The sequence below is a fragment of the Pseudomonas sp. Irchel 3A7 genome, from assembly GCF_900187565.1.
Lineage (GTDB): Bacteria > Pseudomonadota > Gammaproteobacteria > Pseudomonadales > Pseudomonadaceae > Aquipseudomonas.
Map to the genome: position 1 here is coordinate 47,810 of NZ_FYED01000022.1, position 16,950 is coordinate 64,759.

At 60.4% G+C, this 16,950-nt stretch carries 10 protein-coding genes; 5 read left to right on the forward strand and 5 right to left on the reverse strand.

Translation table 11 applies throughout. The annotated features are described in order from the left end of the window. Positions 1–43 precede the first annotated feature (43 nt). Complete coding sequence (locus tag CKW21_RS29335; RefSeq protein ID WP_095197300.1) at positions 44–1,237, reverse strand: benzoate/H(+) symporter BenE family transporter; 1,194 nt, start codon at positions 1,235–1,237, stop codon at positions 44–46. A 355-nt stretch (positions 1,238–1,592) separates the two neighbouring features. On the opposite strand from CKW21_RS29335, the gene CKW21_RS29340 reads away from it, so the two are divergent. Beyond that, positions 1,593–2,357, forward strand: coding sequence for a GntR family transcriptional regulator (locus CKW21_RS29340; protein ID WP_095197301.1), 765 nt, complete (start codon positions 1,593–1,595; stop codon positions 2,355–2,357). Positions 2,358–2,533: 176 nt separating this feature from the next. On the opposite strand, the gene guaD is transcribed toward CKW21_RS29340, so the two are convergent. The 4 genes from guaD to xdhA form a co-directional block, all read right to left on the reverse strand. Continuing rightward, positions 2,534–3,838 carry a guanine deaminase gene (guaD, locus tag CKW21_RS29345; RefSeq protein ID WP_095197302.1) on the reverse strand — a complete coding sequence of 435 codons (1,305 nt, stop codon included), beginning with the start codon at positions 3,836–3,838 and terminating at the stop codon, positions 2,534–2,536. A gap of 23 nt (positions 3,839–3,861) precedes the next feature. After that, positions 3,862–4,707, reverse strand: a complete 846-nt coding sequence (xdhC, locus tag CKW21_RS29350; protein WP_095197303.1) for a xanthine dehydrogenase accessory protein XdhC — start codon at positions 4,705–4,707, stop codon at positions 3,862–3,864. Between the two features lie 142 nt (positions 4,708–4,849). Continuing rightward, a complete protein-coding gene (gene xdhB / locus CKW21_RS29355) occupies positions 4,850–7,249 on the reverse strand; it encodes a xanthine dehydrogenase molybdopterin binding subunit (protein ID WP_095197304.1) in 2,400 nt (799 codons plus the stop codon). Beyond that, positions 7,242–8,696: a xanthine dehydrogenase small subunit gene (gene xdhA / locus CKW21_RS29360; RefSeq protein ID WP_095197305.1), complete on the reverse strand. Its 1,455-nt coding sequence runs from the start codon at positions 8,694–8,696 to the stop codon at positions 7,242–7,244. The genes xdhB and xdhA overlap by 8 nt, the downstream gene beginning before the upstream one ends. 266 nt (positions 8,697–8,962) lie before the next feature. Between xdhA and CKW21_RS29365 the strand changes: the two genes are divergently transcribed. The 4 genes from CKW21_RS29365 (at position 8,963) to ligA (ending at position 16,800) form a co-directional block, all read left to right on the forward strand. Further along, positions 8,963–9,622, forward strand: coding sequence for a GntR family transcriptional regulator (locus CKW21_RS29365; protein WP_095197306.1), 660 nt, complete (start codon positions 8,963–8,965; stop codon positions 9,620–9,622). Positions 9,623–9,624: 2 nt separating this feature from the next. Then, complete coding sequence (gene smc / locus CKW21_RS29370; RefSeq protein ID WP_095197307.1) at positions 9,625–13,113, forward strand: chromosome segregation protein SMC; 3,489 nt, start codon at positions 9,625–9,627, stop codon at positions 13,111–13,113. A 257-nt stretch (positions 13,114–13,370) separates the two neighbouring features. Continuing rightward, on the forward strand, positions 13,371–14,222 hold the full coding sequence (gene zipA / locus CKW21_RS29375; RefSeq protein WP_095197308.1) for a cell division protein ZipA: 852 nt from the start codon (positions 13,371–13,373) through the stop codon (positions 14,220–14,222). Between the two features lie 220 nt (positions 14,223–14,442). Further along, entirely contained in the window at positions 14,443–16,800 is a 2,358-nt protein-coding gene (gene ligA, locus CKW21_RS29380) for an NAD-dependent DNA ligase LigA (protein ID WP_095197309.1), read from the forward strand. The last annotated feature ends 150 nt before the right edge of the window (positions 16,801–16,950 follow it).

Consider the following 16,950-nt stretch of genomic DNA (forward strand, 5'->3'; position numbering starts at 1 on the left):
CTTGAAGCTTGAAGCTTGAAGCTTGAAGCTTGAAGCTTGAAGCTTATAGCTGCTTTCTCCAATTCAGGATCACCAACGTCACCACCCCCGCCACAATCCCCCAGAATGCCGAACCGATGGAAAACAGCGTCAGCCCCGATGCCGTGACCATAAAGGTGATCAGCGCCGCCTCACGTTCCTTTACATCGCTCATGGCGATGCTCAAGCCATTGATGATCGAGCCGAACAGCGCCAGAGCGGCAATCGACAGCACCAGTTCCTTGGGCAGTGCGGCAAACAAGGCCGCCAGCGTCGCGCCGAACACCCCTGCGAAGCCATAGAAAATCCCGCACCACACCGCTGCGGTATAGCGTTTGTTGCGATCTTCATGGGCATGCGGTCCGGTGCAGATCGCCGCGCTGATGGCAGCGAGGTTGATCCCGTGGGAGCCGAAGGGCGCCAGCAGCAACGAAGCGATACCGGTGGTGGTGATCAGCGGTGAAGCCGGAACGCTGTAGCCGTCGGCACGCAACACGGCGATGCCCGGCATGTTTTGCGAGGTCATTGCCACCACGAACAACGGGATGCCGATGCTGATCGTTGCGGCGAAGGAAAAGTTCGGCGTGGTCCAGACGGGCGTGGCCATTTCCAGCCGAAAACCGCTGAAGTCCAGCAGTCCCATGAACCCCGACAACGCGGTGCCGATCAGCAACGCGGCCAATACCGCGTAGCGCGGTGACACTCGCTTGACCACCAGGTAGGTGAAAAACATGCCGAGCACCAACGCGGTCCGATGCTGGGCGGCGACGAAAATTTCGCTGCCGATCTTGAACAGGATCCCCGCCAGCAGCGCCGCCGCCAGTGACGCGGGAATTTTTTTCATCAGACGCTCGAAGCTGCCGGTCAAACCGCAGATCGTCACCAGCACGGCGCAGGTGATATAGGCCCCGATGGCTTCGCCATAGCTCACACCGCCCAGGCTGGTAATCAGCAATGCCGCGCCCGGGGTCGACCAGGCGATGGTGATCGGCGTGCGATAGCGCAACGACAGGCCGATCGAGCACACCGCCATGCCGATGGAAATCGCCCAGATCCACGAGGAGATCTGCCCGCTGGTCAGGCCCGCCGCTTGCCCGGCCTGGAACATCAGGACCAGGGAACTGGTGTAGCCGGTCATCATGGCGATGAAGCCGGCGACGATGGCCGAAGGGGAGGTATCGGCCAATGGGCGGAGATGGGTGTGCGTGGCGTCGTTCATGACAGCGCGTTCCTGGTTCTGAAAAAGATGTACGAATCGACGCTGAACCCTGTGGGAGCGAGCCTGCTCGCGAAAGGGGTGGATCAGTCGACATCTGCGTTGACTGACACGCCGCCTTCGCGAGCAGGCTCGCTCCCACAGGGGTATTGCGTTGAGCGGTGGATTTCGGGATTAGCCTAAACTCAAATGTAAGCAGGCGTTGCTATACAGCAGAAGCGACAAACAGCCGTACAGTCGTGTTGCCACCATCCATTGTGTACAATTGCAGTGTTTTTTACGCGATACTTGCCAGCGACCCACTGTGCCGTATTACAGTCACGGTCAATTCGCCGCAGTTCTCCCGACTCGAGTGCCCATGAACGAACAGTTGCAACCCCTCAAGAAACAACCGCGAGCAGGCAAAGCCGGCCGCAGCGGTACCCAGGACGATATTGTCTACGCGCATATCTTCGAGGCCATCCTCGAACAGCGTCTGGCGCCCGGCACCAAGTTGAGCGAAGAAGCGCTGGGGGAAATTTTCGGGGTCAGCCGCACCATCATTCGCCGCGCGCTGTCGCGCCTGGCCCATGAAGGCGTGGTGCTGTTGCGTCCGAATCGCGGCGCCGTGGTAGCCAGCCCGAGCGTCGAAGAGGCGCGTCAGGTGTTCATGGCCCGACGTCTGGTAGAGCGTGCAATCACTGAGCTGGCGGTGCAACACGCCACCGCCGAGCAAATTGCCGAGTTGCGCCAGATGGTCAACGACGAGCGCGACAGCTTCTCCCGCGGCGATCGGGGTGCCGGCATCCGTCTGTCGGGCGAGTTCCACCTGAAACTGGCCGAGGCGGCGAAAAACGCGCCGTTGATCAGTTTCCAGCGCAGCCTGGTGTCCCAGACGTCGCTGATCATTGCCCAGTACGAAACCGGCAACCGTTCCCACTGCTCCTACGACGAGCACACCCAGTTGATCGATGCGATCGAAGCGCGCAACGGCGAGCTGGCGGTGGACTTGATGATGCACCACATGGATCACATCGACAGCAAACTCAACCTCGACGAAGAAAGTGCGTCGGATGATTTGCATGCGGTGTTTTCGCATCTGTTGCAGACCAAGAAGCCGGGGCGTTCGCCGGCGAAAATCTGATAGACCGCGGCGCCGCCATCGCTGGCAAGCCAGCTCCCACAGTGATCTTCGGTGTTTACAGAACTTGCAACTCACCTCGGACCCTGTGGGAGCTGGCTTGCCAGCGATGGCGGCAGGACAGGCAATAAAAAATCCCCCGGGCTTCACAGCGACGGGGGATTTTTTTGCCTGAAACCTTACCGCTGATGCACCAGATTCCCCGCCGCATAGGTCTGCAGCACCGTCCGGTCATCCCCAAGGGTCATCAGCACAAACAACGACTCGGCAATGTTATTGGCCTGCTTCAAGCGATACCCGAGCAGCGGTGTAGCGTTGTAATCCAGTACCAGGAAGTCGGCGTCGGTGCCCGGTTGCAGGTTGCCGATCTTGTCTTCCAGACGCAAAGCACGAGCGCCGCCGAGGGTCGCCAGGTACAGCGACTTGAATGGGCTCAGGCGCGCACCTTGCAGTTGCATGACCTTGTACGCTTCGTTCAGGGTTTGCAGCAGCGAGAAACTGGTGCCGCCACCGACGTCGGTGCCCAGGCCGACATTGAGTTTGTGCTTCTCGGCCATCGGCAGGTTGAACAGACCGCTGCCCAGGAAGAAGTTCGACGTCGGGCAGAAGGCAATGGCAGAGCCCGTCTCGGCCAATCGCGCGCACTCGTCGTCGCACAGATGCACGCCGTGGGCGAACACCGAGCGCTCGCCAAGCAACTGATAGTGATCGTAGACGTCCAGGTAGCCTTTGCGCTCCGGGAACAGCGCCTTGACCCACTCGACTTCCTTGAGGTTTTCGCTGATGTGGGTCTGCATGTACAGATCCGGGTATTCACTGAGCAACTGCCCCGCCAGGGTAAGCTGTTCCGGGGTGCTGGTCGGTGCAAAGCGTGGGGTGACCGCGTAGTGCAGGCGACCCTTGCCGTGCCAGCGCTCGATCAGCGCCTTGCTTTCGACATAGCTGGATTCGGCGGTGTCGGTCAGGTAGTCCGGGGCGTTGCGATCCATCATCACCTTGCCGGCGATCATTCGCAGGTCCAACTGCTCGGCGGCTTCGAAGAACGAGTTCACCGACTGCGGATGCACGCTGCCAAACACCAGTGCGGTGGTGGTGCCGTTGCGCAGCAATTCCTTGATGAAAATGTCCGCGACTTCATCGGCATGGGCCTTGTCGGCGAACTGGCTTTCGCACGGGAAGGTATAAGTGTTGAGCCAGTCCAGCAGTTGCTCGCCGTAGGCACCGACCATGCCGGTTTGCGGCAGATGGATGTGGGTGTCGATGAAGCCGGGGGTGATCAGCGCGTCCTGATAATGGGTAATTTCGATTTCGGCGGGCAGGGTCGGCAGCAGCTCGCTGGCGTGACCAAGGGCGCTGATTTTACCGTTGTCGACCACCAGCAAGCCGTCTTCGAAATACTCGTAGGAGGCTTCAATACCCACTTCAGCGGGGTCGGCAATGCTGTGCAGGATGGCGGCGCGGTAGGCTTTGCGTGTCAGAGGCATGGGATTCCCGGTTTTCAGGCTTATCAATTGGAGGCTTGGCTGCGGCGAGAAGCGGGCAGCAGTTTGGCAATCGACGATCCGGCGTTGGCGCTGTGCTGGCCGAAATTCGCGTTATAGGTGGCGATGATTTCGCCGGCGATGGAGATGGCGATTTCCACGGGCAACTTGCCTTTGACTTCGCCGATGCCCATCGGGCAGCGCATGCGTTGCAGCACCGCGCTGTCAAAACCACGGTCGCGCAGACGATGTTCGAACTTCACCCGTTTGGTCTTCGAACCGATCAGGCCGAAGTAGGCGAAGTCGTTGCGCTTGAGGATCGCGGCGGTGAGTTCGAGGTCGAGCTGGTGGTTGTGGGTCATGACGATGCAGTAGCTGCCGGCGGGCAGGTCGTCGATTTCATCGACGGGTTCTTCGCTGACGACCTTGCGTACACCGTGGGGGATCTGCTCGGGGAACTCGGCGTCCCGCGAGTCGATCCAGCGCACGCGGCAGGGCAGGCTGGCGAGCAACGGCACCAGCGCCCGGCCGACATGGCCGGCACCGAACACGGCGATCTGCGCCTGGACTTGGCCCATTGGTTCGAACAGCAACACCGTCACGCCACCGCAGCACTGGCCCAGGCTGGCACCGAGGCTGAAGCGCTCCAGGTGAGTATCCTGTTTGCCGCTGGCAAGCATCTCGCGGGCGATCTGCATGGCTTTGTATTCCAGGTGCCCGCCACCGATGGTGTCGAACGACTGGCTGGCGCTGATGACCATCTTCGAGCCGGCATTGCGCGGCGTCGAGCCGAGTTCTTCGATAATGGTCACCAAGACGCAGGGCTCACCCTGGTTTTGCAGGTCGGCGAGGGCGTCGATCCAGTTGTACATGTTTTCACCCCTACAACATCGTTGTCTGTTCGGGTCTCATCGCTGGCAAGCCAGCTCCCACAGTGTTTTGTGGTGCCCACACAATTTGGATTCCACGCAAATCCTGTGGGAGCTGGCTTGCCAGCGATTGGCGCGCCTCGGTTTAGAGCGAAGCCAACTCGGTTTCGGCTTCAACGGCTTTCGCCATCTTCAACCGGCGCATCTGCTCACAGCCCCACAACACCCGCTCCGGCGTCGCCGGTGCGTCGATTTTCGGTTGATGCCGGTAGTCGCCCAGGCTCGCTACCGCGTCCTTGATCGCGCACCACGCGGCGATGCCGAGCATGAATGGTGGCTCGCCCACGGCCTTGGAGTGGAACACCGTGTCTTCCGGGTTCTTGCGGTTTTCCACCAGCTTCACCCGCAGGTCCAGCGGCATGTCCGCCACGGCCGGGATCTTGTAGCTGGCCGGGCCGTTGGTCATCAGCTTGCCCTTGTTGTTCCACACCAGTTCTTCCATGGTCAGCCAACCCATGCCCTGGATGAAACCGCCCTCGACCTGGCCGATGTCGATGGCCGGGTTCAGCGAGGCGCCGACGTCGTGGAGGATGTCGGTACGCAGCATCTTGTATTCGCCGGTCAGGGTGTCGACCAGCACTTCACAGCACGCCGCGCCGAACGCGAAGTAATAGAACGGACGACCACGGGCCTGGCTGCGGTCGTAGTAGATTTTCGGGGTCTTGTAGAACCCGGTACTCGACAGCGACACCTGAGCGAAATACGCCTGCTGGATCAACGCTTCGAAGGTCAGGATGTGATCGCGAACCCGCACATGGCCGTTGTGGAATTCCACGTCTTCTTCGCTGACTTTGTATTGCCGCGCGGCAAACTCCACCAGGCGTTTCTTGATGGTCTCTGCAGCGTTTTGTGCAGCTTTACCGTTCAAGTCCGCACCGCTGGACGCTGCGGTCGGCGAGGTGTTCGGCACTTTGTCGGTGTTGGTCGCGGTGATCTGCACGCGGTCCATTTCCACCTGGAACACTTCGGCCACCACCTGCGCAACCTTGGTGTTCAGGCCCTGGCCCATTTCCGTGCCGCCATGGTTCAGGTGGATGCTGCCGTCGGTGTAGACATGCACCAAGGCGCCAGCCTGGTTGAGGAAGCTGGCAGTGAAGGAGATGCCGAATTTCACCGGGGTCAGCGCCAAACCTTTTTTCAGGATCGGGCTGTTGGCGTTGTAGCGACGGATCGCTTCGCGGCGCTCGGCGTACTGGCTGCTTGCTTCCAGTTCGGCGGTCATTTCCTCGAGCATGTTGTGCTCGACGGTCTGGTAGTAATGAGTGACGTTGCGCTCGGTCTTGCCGTAATAGTTGGCCTTGCGCACCGCCAGCGGATCGAGGGCCAGATGACGGGCGATGGCGTCCATCACTTCTTCGATGGCGACCATGCCCTGCGGGCCGCCGAAACCACGGTAAGCAGTGTTCGAGGCGGTGTTGGTCTTGCAGCGATGACCGTTGATGGTCGCATCGCCCAGGTAATACGAGTTGTCCGAGTGGAACATCGCCCGGTCGACGATCGAGTTCGACAGGTCCGGCGAGCAGCCGCAGTTGCCCGCCAGTTCCAGCTGGATGCCGTGCAGGCGCCCGCTGTCGTCAAAACCTACGTCATATTCGACATAGAAGGGATGGCGTTTGCCGGTCATCAGCATGTCTTCGACCCGTGGCAGACGCATCTTGGTCGGTTGGCCGGTCAGGTGCGCGATCACCGCACACAGGCAGGCCGGGCTCGCCGCCTGGGTTTCCTTGCCGCCGAAACCACCGCCCATGCGGCGCATGTCGACGACGATCTTGTTCATCGACACGTCCAGTACTTCAGCCACCAGCTTCTGCACTTCGGTGGGGTTTTGCGTGGAGCAGTAAACGATCATGCCGCCGTCTTCGGTAGGCATTACCGAAGAGATCTGGGTTTCCAGGTAAAAGTGCTCCTGGCCGCCGATGTGCAATGTGCCCTGGATGCGATTTTTTGCCGTCGCCAGCGCGCCTGCCGAATCACCGCGTTCATGGGTATGGCTGTCCAGCACGAAATGCTTTTTGCGAAAGGCCTCGACCACGTCCAGCACCGGTTCCAGATCTTCGTATTCGATCACTGCGGCCATGGCGGCTTTGCGTGCGGTCTCCAGGTCACGGGCGGCCACGGCCAGCACCACCTGGCCGACGAACTGCACCGTGTCGATGGCCAGCAATGGGTCACCCGGCATCAGCGGACCGATGTCTTTCAGCCCCGGAACGTCTTCGTGGGTGATGGCGATGCGCACACCTTCGAAGGCATAGCAGGGCGAGGTGTCGATGCTGATGATCTTCGCGTGGGCGCGGTCCGACAGGCGTGCATAAACGTGCAGCTGATTGGGGAATTCCAGGCGGTCGTCGATGTACTGCGCTTCACCGGACACATGCTTGGCGGCGCTGTCGTGCTTGACGCTACGGCCGACACCGGTGGTCAGGTCCTTGGCGAACAGTTCAGCCAGTTCGGCCTGGGTCTTCTCTACGGCGTGATGGTTAGACATAAGCGGTCACCCGAGTCTCGATGTGCGGTGTTTGCAGTTCGATGAAGTATTTGCGCAGCAGGTTCTGCGCGCTGAGCAGGCGATATTCCTTGCTGGCGCGGAAGTCCGAGAGCGGGGTGAAATCTTCGGCCAGGGCCGCGCAGGCGCGTTCGACGGTGGCACTGTTGAACGGCGCATTGCGCAGGACGTTTTCGCAGGCGCAGGCGCGTTTCGGAATCGCCGCCATGCCGCCGAAAGCCACGCGGGCATCGGCAATCACGCCGTTTTCGAGGCGGATATTGAAAGCCGCGCAAACTGCCGAGATATCATCGTCCAGACGCTTGGACACCTTGTAGGCGCGGAACAATTGTTCAGCGCTGGCGCGCGGCACGATGATCTTCTCGATGAATTCGCTTTCCTGACGCGCCGTGACGCGGTAGTCGATGAAGTAATCTTCCAGAGCCATGGTGCGGCGGGTTTCGCCCTTGCACAGCACGATCTGTGCACCGAGGGCAATCAGCAGGGGAGGCGAATCACCGATGGGTGAAGCGTTGCCGATGTTGCCGCCCAGGGTGCCCTGGTTGCGGATCTGCAGGGAAGCGAAACGCTGCAGCAATTCGCCGAAATCCGGGTACTCGGCCTTAAGGGCGTCGTAGCAGTCGGAAAGGGCGGTGGCGGCGCCGATTTCCAGGCGGTCGTCGAAGCGTTCGATGCGCTTCATTTCGGCGACGTTGCCGACGTAGATCATCACCGGCAGGGTGCGGTGGAACTGCGTCACTTCCAGTGCCAGGTCCGTGCCGCCCGCCAGCAGGCGTGCCTGTGGATAAGCGTCGTAGAGGTCGGCCAGATCGGCCACGGTCAGCGGCACCAGGCAGCGTTTGTCGCCACTGTTGAGTTCGCCGATATCGGTGGGCGCGATGGCTTTCAGGCGGGAAATGGTCTCGGCTTCACGGGCATCGAACTGGTCCGGTTTTTTGCCGCAGCAGGATTGCTGGGCCGCTTCCAGGATCGGCCGATAACCGGTGCAGCGGCACAGGTTGCCTGCAAGGGCTTCGTGGGCCTTGTGCGAGTCCGGTTCATCGCTGTTCTTTTGCAGGGCGAACAGCGACATCACGAAACCGGGGGTGCAGAAGCCGCATTGCGAGCCGTGGCACTCGACCATGGCTTTCTGCACGCTGTGCAGCTCGCCTTGGTGTTTGAGGTCTTCGACACTGATCAGTTGTTTGCCGTGCAGGGACGAAACGAACGTCAGGCACGAGTTGAGGCTGCGATAGCGAATGTGTTCGCGGCCCGCTTCATCCGTCTGCAACTCGCCCACCACCACGGTGCACGCGCCACAGTCACCGCTGGCGCAGCCTTCTTTGGTGCCGGGTTTGCCCACATGGTCGCGCAGATAATTGAGCACGGTCAGGTTCGGGTCCAGGGCGTGCTCGCTACGGAGTTCCTGGTTTAGTAAAAACTGGATCACGGAAGGCCTCGCAGACTCATTATTGTTGTTAACCGACTTGAACCGAATTTAGCAGGTCTGACTTTCCGGTCAATGATTTTCTGACTTAAAGGTCAGGAAAATGCATTTCGTCGATCAACGACTCGTTCCTACAGTATTGACCCTCGCGGGATAGCCTGCTTTTTGCTTGAATCGTGCCAAAAACCGCCGCCCGGGCACTCCGCCATGACGTATCAATTGCGCTACACTGCGCCGCTTGTGCAAATCGAAGAGTTTGAAGGACAACCATGACGTTCAAGGCGCCGGACAGCCTCGCCGAGCAAATCGCTCACCACCTCGCCGAACGCATCATTCGCGGTGAAATGAAGCCCGGGGAGCGCATCCAGGAACAGAAGGTCACGCAGGCGCTCGACGTCAGCCGTGGTTCTGTCCGCGAGGCCTTGCTGATTCTCGAGCGTCGCCATCTGATCGCGATCCTGCCGCGACGTGGTGCCCATGTAACCGAACTCACCGCGCACAAGGTGCGGAGCCTGTGCACGCTGATGAGCGAGATGTACATCCTGCTGGCCAACGCCGTGGCCACCGGCTGGAAAGTCCAGGCCGACCTGGCGCCGTTCGTGCAGATTCAGCAGCGCCTGACCGCCAGTTACGAACGTCAGGACATCCATGCCTTCGTCGACGACAGTTTCAACGTGATGCGTGCCACGTATCCGTTCGCCGACAATCCCTATCTGCAGGAAACCGTCGAGAATCTGCAGCCGGCCATGAGCCGTGCCTACTTCCTGGCGCTGGATCAGCGCAAGGCCTCGATGAGCGAGTACCTGGAGCTGTTCGAGCGCCTGCTCGCCGCGGTGATCGCCCGTGACTTTCCACAGATTCGCCAAGTGCTGACGGCTTACGGTCAGCGCAGTTGCGATCTGGTGATCTCTGCCCTGACGGACGCCTGAGCGTGCGGCTAAAGTGCATCAAGCTGGCGGGGTTCAAATCCTTCGTCGATCCGACCACGGTGAACTTCCCCAGTAACATGGCGGCGGTGGTCGGACCCAATGGTTGCGGCAAGTCGAACATCATCGACGCCGTGCGCTGGGTGATGGGCGAAAGCTCGGCCAAGAACTTGCGTGGCGAGTCGATGACCGACGTCATCTTCAATGGCTCCACCAGCCGCAAGCCGGTGAGTCAGGCGAGCATCGAACTGGTGTTCGATAACTCCGACGGCACACTGCTCGGTGAATACGCGGCCTATGCGGAGATTTCCATCCGCCGCAAAGTAACCCGTGATAGCCAGACCACCTACTACCTCAACGGCACCAAATGCCGGCGCCGTGACATCACCGACATCTTCCTCGGCACCGGCCTGGGTCCGCGCAGTTACTCGATCATCGAGCAGGGGATGATCTCCAAGCTGATCGAGTCCAAGCCCGAAGACCTGCGCAACTTCATCGAAGAAGCGGCGGGCATCTCCAAGTACAAGGAGCGCCGGCGCGAGACTGAAAACCGCATTCGTCGAACCCATGAAAACCTGGAGCGACTGACCGACCTGCGCGAAGAGCTGGAGCGTCAACTTGAACGCTTGCACCGCCAGGCCGAGGCCGCCAAGAAGTACCAGGAGTACAAGGGCGAGGAGCGTCAGCTCAAGGCACAACTGTCAGCCCTGCGCTGGCAGGATCTGAACGATCAGGTCGGCCAGCGTGAGGGGATCATTGGCACCCAGGAAATCAGTTTCGAAGCCTTGGTGGCCGAGCAACGCAATGCCGATGCCAGCATCGAACGCTTGCGGGACGGGCACCATGACCTGTCAGAACGCTTCAATCTGGTGCAGGGACGCTTCTATTCGGTCGGTGGTGATATCGCCCGGGTCGAGCAGAGCATTCAGCACGGCCAGCAGCGTTTGCGCCAGCTGCAGGACGATTTGAAAGAAGCCGAGCGCGCGCGCCTGGAAACCGAGTCGCACCTGGGCCATGACCGTACCTTGCTGCTGACCCTCGGTGAAGAGCTGGACATGCTCACCCCCGAGCAGGAAGTCACCAGTGCCGCTGCCGAAGAAGCCGCCGCCGCACTGGAAGAATCCGAAACCACCATGCATGGCTGGCAGGAGCAGTGGGACACGTTCAACCTGACCGCCGCCGAGCCGCGGCGTCAGGCCGAAGTTCAGCAATCGCGAATCCAGCAGCTGGAAACCAGCCTTGAGCGTCTGGCCGATCGCCAGAAGCGTCTGGGCGAAGAGCGTGCCTTGCTTGCCGCGGACCCGGAGGACGCGGCGATCATGGAACTCAGCGAGCAACTCGCTGAATCCGAGGCGACCCTGGAAGATTTGCAGACCAGTGAAGAAGCTCAGGTCGAAAAGCTCGAGCAACTGCGCCAGCAATTGCAGCAAACCCTGTCGGCGCAGCAGCAGGCCCAGTGTGATTTGCAACGGCTCAACGGGCGTCTGGCGTCGCTGGAAGCCTTGCAGCAAGCGGCCCTCGATCCAGGCACCGGTACTGCCGAGTGGCTGCGCGATCAACATCTGGCGGATCGCCCGCGGCTGGCCGAAGGCCTGAACGTTGAAGCCGGTTGGGAGCTGGCGGTGGAAACCGTGTTGGGTGCCGATCTGCAAGCGGTGCTGGTGGACGATTTCAACGCTTTCAATCTGTCCGGGTTTGCCCAGGGCGACCTGCGTTTGCTCAGCCCGGCCAGCGATGGCGTGCGTGTGCCGGGCAGCTTGCTCGACAAGGTCGAGGCGCAGATTGATCTGTCGCCGTGGTTGGGTCAGGTCAAACCGGTCGAGAGTCTTGAACAGGCCCTGGCTTTACGCGGGCAATTGGCCGTCGGGCAGAGCCTGATCAGCCGCGACGGTTATTGGGTCGGCCGGCATTTCCTGCGGGTGCGGCGTGCCAGCGAAGCGGAAAGCGGGGTTCTGGCCCGGGGGCAGGAAATCCAGCAGTTGAGCCTTGAGCGTGAAGAGCGTGAAGCCGCCGTCGAAGCCCTGGAAACCCAGCTTCAAAACCTGCGCGCGCAACAGCGCCAGCAGGAAAACGGTCGCGAACACTTGCGTCGATTGCTGCAAGACGAAGCCCGTCAGCAAGGTGAATTGAAAGCCCAGTTGTCGGCCGGCAAAGCCAAGGCCGAACAGCTGACCCTGCGCCGCACCCGACTCGATGAAGAACTCGCCGAGTTGAATGAACAGCGCGCGTTGGAGCACGAGCACATCGGCGAAGCGCGCCTGCAATTGCAGGAAGCCCTCGACAGCATGGCGCTGGACACCGAGCAGCGCGAGTTACTGTTGGCCCAACGCGACAGCTTGCGCGAGCGGCTGGACCGGGTGCGTCAGGAAGCGCGGCAACACAAGGATCACGCCCATCAACTGGCGGTGCGCCTCGGTTCCCTGCGGGCGCAGCACGATTCGACGCGCCAGGCGCTGGAGCGACTGGAAATGCAGTCCGAACGCCTGACCGAAAAGCGTGAGCAGTTGAGCCTCAATCTGGAGGAGGGCGAGGCACCGCTGGAAGAGTTGCGCCTGAAACTTGAAGAGTTGCTCGACAAGCGCATGACCGTCGACGAAGAACTCAAGACCGCGCAGATCGCCCTCGAAGACGCCGACCGCGAACTGCGCGACGCCGAGAAGCGCCGCAGCCAGGCCGAGCAGCAATCGCAGTTGATCCGCAGTCAGCTCGAACATCAGCGCATGGAATGGCAAGCCCTGACCGTGCGACGCAAAGCCTTGCAGGACCAATTGCTCGAAGACGGTTACGACCTGCACGGCGTGCTCGCCACACTGACCGCCGAGGCCAGCGAAAAGGCCGCCGAGGAAGAACTTGAGCGCATTGCCGCGCGGATTGCGCGCCTCGGTGCGATCAACCTCGCGGCCATTGACGAATACCAGCAACAATCCGAGCGTAAACGTTATCTGGATGCGCAAAACGACGATCTGGTGGAAGCGCTTGAGACACTGGAAAACGTGATTCGCAAGATCGACAAGGAAACCCGCAACCGCTTCAAGGATACCTTTGATCAGATCAATGGCGGTTTACAGGCGCTTTTCCCAAAAGTTTTCGGTGGAGGTCGCGCGTATTTGGAACTGACGGGCGAAGATCTACTCGATACAGGGGTGACGATCATGGCGCAGCCGCCCGGAAAGAAGAACAGCACCATCCATTTGCTCTCCGGTGGCGAAAAAGCCCTGACGGCATTGGCCCTGGTTTTTGCGATCTTCAAGTTGAACCCGGCGCCGTTCTGCATGCTCGACGAGGTTGACGCGCCATTGGATGACGCTAACGTGGGACGCTACGCACGGCTGGTCAAAGAGATGTCGCAGACGGTGCAGTTCATCTATATCACCCACAACAAGATCGCCATGGAAATGGCCGAACAATTGATGGGGGTGACGATGCATGAACCCGGTTGTTCGCGACTGGTGGCAGTGGATGTCGAGGAGGCGATGGCGATGGTGGATGCCTGATTTGTATCTGTAGGATGGATACTACGGGCTTATAGGACTTTTTTACTTGTCCTGACTTGCTGGCCAATCGACATATTCGCTGAAGCCATAGTGACAGACGGTGTAAAGTTGCCTTTGGTCGTGCTAGTTTAATGTCAATTTTTCGTATACGTGGGCAAAACGCCTGTCAGAACATAGAGTTGGCGCCACGTTTTAAAGCGGTTTACAGGTTGTAAACCCCTTATTTTTCAGCATTTTTTATAGAGGCACGGGATTACATGGAAATCGGTCTGCGCGAGTGGCTGATCGTCATCGGCATTATTGTCATTGCCGGTATTCTTTTTGATGGCTGGCGCCGCATGCGCGGCGGCAAGGGAAAACTGAAATTCCGTCTTGACCGAAGTCTGTCCAACCTGCCGGACGAGGACACCAGCGCCGAGCTGTTGGGCCCGTCCCGCGTGCTGGACAACCACAAGGAACCGCAACTGGACGAACAGGATCTGCCGTCGGTGAGCATGCCGGCACGCGAGCCTCGTGAATCGGGTTCCAAGCGCGGCAAGCGTGGTGGTGAGCCGTCCCAGGGCGATATGAATCTGAGTCTCGATCTGGATGGCGGTCCAAGCTTCAGCAGCCGCGACGACGATTTCGTCGAAGACACCAAGGCTTCGCCTTCGGTCAGCGACAAAGAACAGCCACAAGCTGAAGAAGTGTTGGTCATCAGCGTGATTTGCCGCGATGCGGCCGGTTTCAAAGGTCCGGCGCTGTTGCAGAACATTCTGGAAAGCGGTCTGCGCTTTGGCGAAATGGATATTTTCCATCGTCACGAAAGCATGGCGGGGAATGGCGAAGTGCTGTTCTCCATGGCCAACGCAGTCAAGCCAGGGGTTTTCGATCTGGATGACATCGACCACTTCAGCACACCGGCGGTGAGCTTCTTCCTGGGGCTGCCAGGCCCGCGTCATCCGAAGCAGGCCTTCGACGTGATGGTGGCGGCGGCTCGCAAGCTGTCGCAAGAGCTGAACGGCGAACTGAAAGACGATCAGCGCAGCGTGCTGACCGCCCAGACGATCGAGCACTATCGTCAGCGCATCGTTGAATTCGAGCGTCGCGCACTGACCCAGAAACGATAAGGGCGCTTCTGTGGCGAGGGAGCTTGCTCCCGCTGGGCTGCGAAGCGGCCCCAAGGCCATCCACCTCGTTGTGCCAGGTACGATGAGATTGCAGGATTTACGACGGCTACGCCGCCGAGCGGGAGCTAGCTCCCTCGCCACAATGTCCATAGCCTTAAGCTACTGTGATTTAGAAGATTGAGCAGCCTCGGCTGCTCTTTTGCTTTATGAGAGAACATCCATGACTGCCGCCAAAGACCGCATTCTAGAACTGCGTGCCGAGCTGGATCTGCACAACTATCGCTACCACGTGCTGGATGAGCCGAGCATTCCGGACGTCGAGTACGATCGGTTGTTCAACGAGCTCAAGGCACTCGAAGCCGCCAATCCCGAATTGATCACCAGCGACTCGCCGACCCAGCGGGTGGGCAGCGCGGCGTTGTCGGCATTCACCCAGGTGCGCCACGAAGTGCCGATGCTCAGCCTCGGCAACGCCTTCGAAGAAACCGATATGCGCGAATTCGATCGCCGGGTAACGGAGGGGCTGGACCTGCCGGCCGGCGACCTGTTCGGTGGTGGTGCGGCGGTTGAATACAGCTGCGAACCCAAACTCGATGGCCTGGCGGTCAGCCTGTTGTATCAGGAGGGTGTGCTGGTGCGTGGTGCCACGCGCGGCGACGGCACCACCGGTGAAGACATCAGTGTCAACGTGCGTACCGTGCGTAACATCCCGCTCAAGCTGCACGGCTCGGGCTGGCCGGCAACCCTGGAAGTACGCGGCGAAGTGTTCATGTCCAAGGCTGGATTCGAGCGGCTCAACGCCACACAGCTGGAAGTCGGCGGCAAGACGTTCGCCAACCCGCGCAATGCGGCGGCGGGCAGTTTGCGGCAACTGGACTCGAAGATCACCGCCAATCGGCCACTGGAATTCTGCTGTTACGGGATCGGCCAGGTGTCTGCGGATATCGCCGACACGCACATCGGCAATTTGCAGCAGCTCAAAGCCTGGGGCATGCCGATCAGCCATGAGCTGAAACTGGCGAACGGCATTGATGCGTGCCTGGATTACTACCGCGACATCGGCGAACGCCGCAACGCGTTGCCCTATGAAATCGACGGCGTAGTGTTCAAGGTCAACAGCATCGCCTCCCAGCGTGAGCTGGGTTTCCGCGCCCGCGAACCGCGCTGGGCCATCGCTCATAAATTCCCGGCCATGGAAGAGCTCACCGAACTGCTCGACGTGGAATTCCAGGTCGGCCGTACCGGTGCGGTCACGCCAGTGGCGCGCCTGAAGCCGGTCAAGGTCGCGGGTGTCACCGTGGCCAACGCGACGCTGCACAATATGGATGAGGTGGCGCGTCTGGGGCTGATGATCGGCGACACGGTGATCATTCGCCGCGCCGGTGACGTGATTCCGCAAGTGGTGCAAGTGGTCACCGAGCGGCGTCCGGAAAACGCGCGGCCGGTGCAGATTCCGGAGCAATGCCCGGTCTGCGGTTCTCATGTCGAACGCACGCAACTGGTCAAGCGCAGCAAGGGTCGCGAGACGGTCAGCGAAGGCGCGGTGTATCGCTGTGTCGGTCGACTGGCCTGCGGCGCACAACTCAAGCAGGCGATCATTCACTTCGTTTCCCGTCGGGCGATGGACATCGAAGGCCTTGGCGACAAGAGCGTCGAGCAACTGGTGGATGAGGGGCTGGTGAGTTCGCCTGCTGATCTCTATGCCTTGAAGTTCGAGGATATTGTCGATCTGGAAGGCTTTGCCGAACTGTCGAGCCGGAAGTTGCTCGGTGCCATCGAAGACAGCAAGAAACCGGGCCTGGCGCGCTTCATCTACGCCCTCGGGATTCCCGATGTCGGCGAAGAGACGGCCAAGGTGCTGGCGCGCTCGCTGGGCTCGCTTGCGCGAGTGCAGCAAGCGCTGCCGCAGGTGCTGACTTACTTGCCGGATGTCGGCCTGGAAGTGGCCCATGAGATTCACAGTTTCTTTGAGGATGCGCATAACCAGCAGGTCATCGCCGATCTGCTCAGGCACGGCTTGCAGATTCAGGATCAGGGCGAACTGGGCGCCGAATTTGCCGCCAGCACTACCCTCGGTGGTTTCCTCGACAAGCTGCACATTCCTTCGGTCGGACCGGGCGGGGCGCAGAAGCTGGCCGACAGGTTCGGTTCGTTGCAAGGGGTGATCGACGCTGACTGGCTGGACATGCGCCAGGCGCTGCCGGAGAAGCAGGCTAATTCGGTTCGGGAGTTTTTTGCCGTCGAGGACAATCGCCTGCTTGCGGTCTCGGCCGAAAAGCAATTGGCCGATTTCGGTATGCACTGGCACAGCGAAAAGAAAGTCGTGGAAGGTTTGCCGCTGGCCGGTCAGACCTGGGTGCTGACCGGTTCGCTGGAATTGATGAGCCGCGATGTGGCCAAGGACAAGCTCGAAAGCCTCGGCGCCAAGGTCGCCGGCTCGGTATCGGCCAAGACCCATTGTGTGGTGGCAGGGCCGGGGGCGGGGTCGAAGTTGACCAAGGCCAATGAGCTGGGGCTCAAGGTGCTGGATGAAGAGGCGTTTGTCGTTTTCTTGAAGGATCACGGTATAGCAGTCTGACCTGTGGCGAGGGGATTTATCCCCGTTCGGTGGCGAAGCCGCCGCAAATCCTGCAATCGTGTGTTATCTGGCACAACGGGTTTGGATGGTTTGGGGGCCGCTTCGCAGCCCAGCGGGGATAAATCCCCTCGCCACAAGGCTGTTTTGGAA

Excerpts from the sequence above, each read along its gene's own strand:
- CKW21_RS29335 (WP_095197300.1), bottom strand. The coding sequence starts at position 1,237 with ATGAACGACGCCACGCACACCCATCTCCGCCCATTGGCCGATACCTCC.
- CKW21_RS29340 (WP_095197301.1), top strand. The coding sequence starts at position 1,593 with ATGAACGAACAGTTGCAACCCCTCAAGAAACAACCGCGAGCAGGCAAA.
- guaD (WP_095197302.1), bottom strand. The coding sequence starts at position 3,838 with ATGCCTCTGACACGCAAAGCCTACCGCGCCGCCATCCTGCACAGCATT.
- xdhC (WP_095197303.1), bottom strand. The coding sequence starts at position 4,707 with ATGTACAACTGGATCGACGCCCTCGCCGACCTGCAAAACCAGGGTGAG.
- xdhB (WP_095197304.1), bottom strand. The coding sequence starts at position 7,249 with ATGTCTAACCATCACGCCGTAGAGAAGACCCAGGCCGAACTGGCTGAA.
- CKW21_RS29365 (WP_095197306.1), top strand. The coding sequence starts at position 8,963 with ATGACGTTCAAGGCGCCGGACAGCCTCGCCGAGCAAATCGCTCACCAC.
- zipA (WP_095197308.1), top strand. The coding sequence starts at position 13,371 with ATGGAAATCGGTCTGCGCGAGTGGCTGATCGTCATCGGCATTATTGTC.
- ligA (WP_095197309.1), top strand. The coding sequence starts at position 14,443 with ATGACTGCCGCCAAAGACCGCATTCTAGAACTGCGTGCCGAGCTGGAT.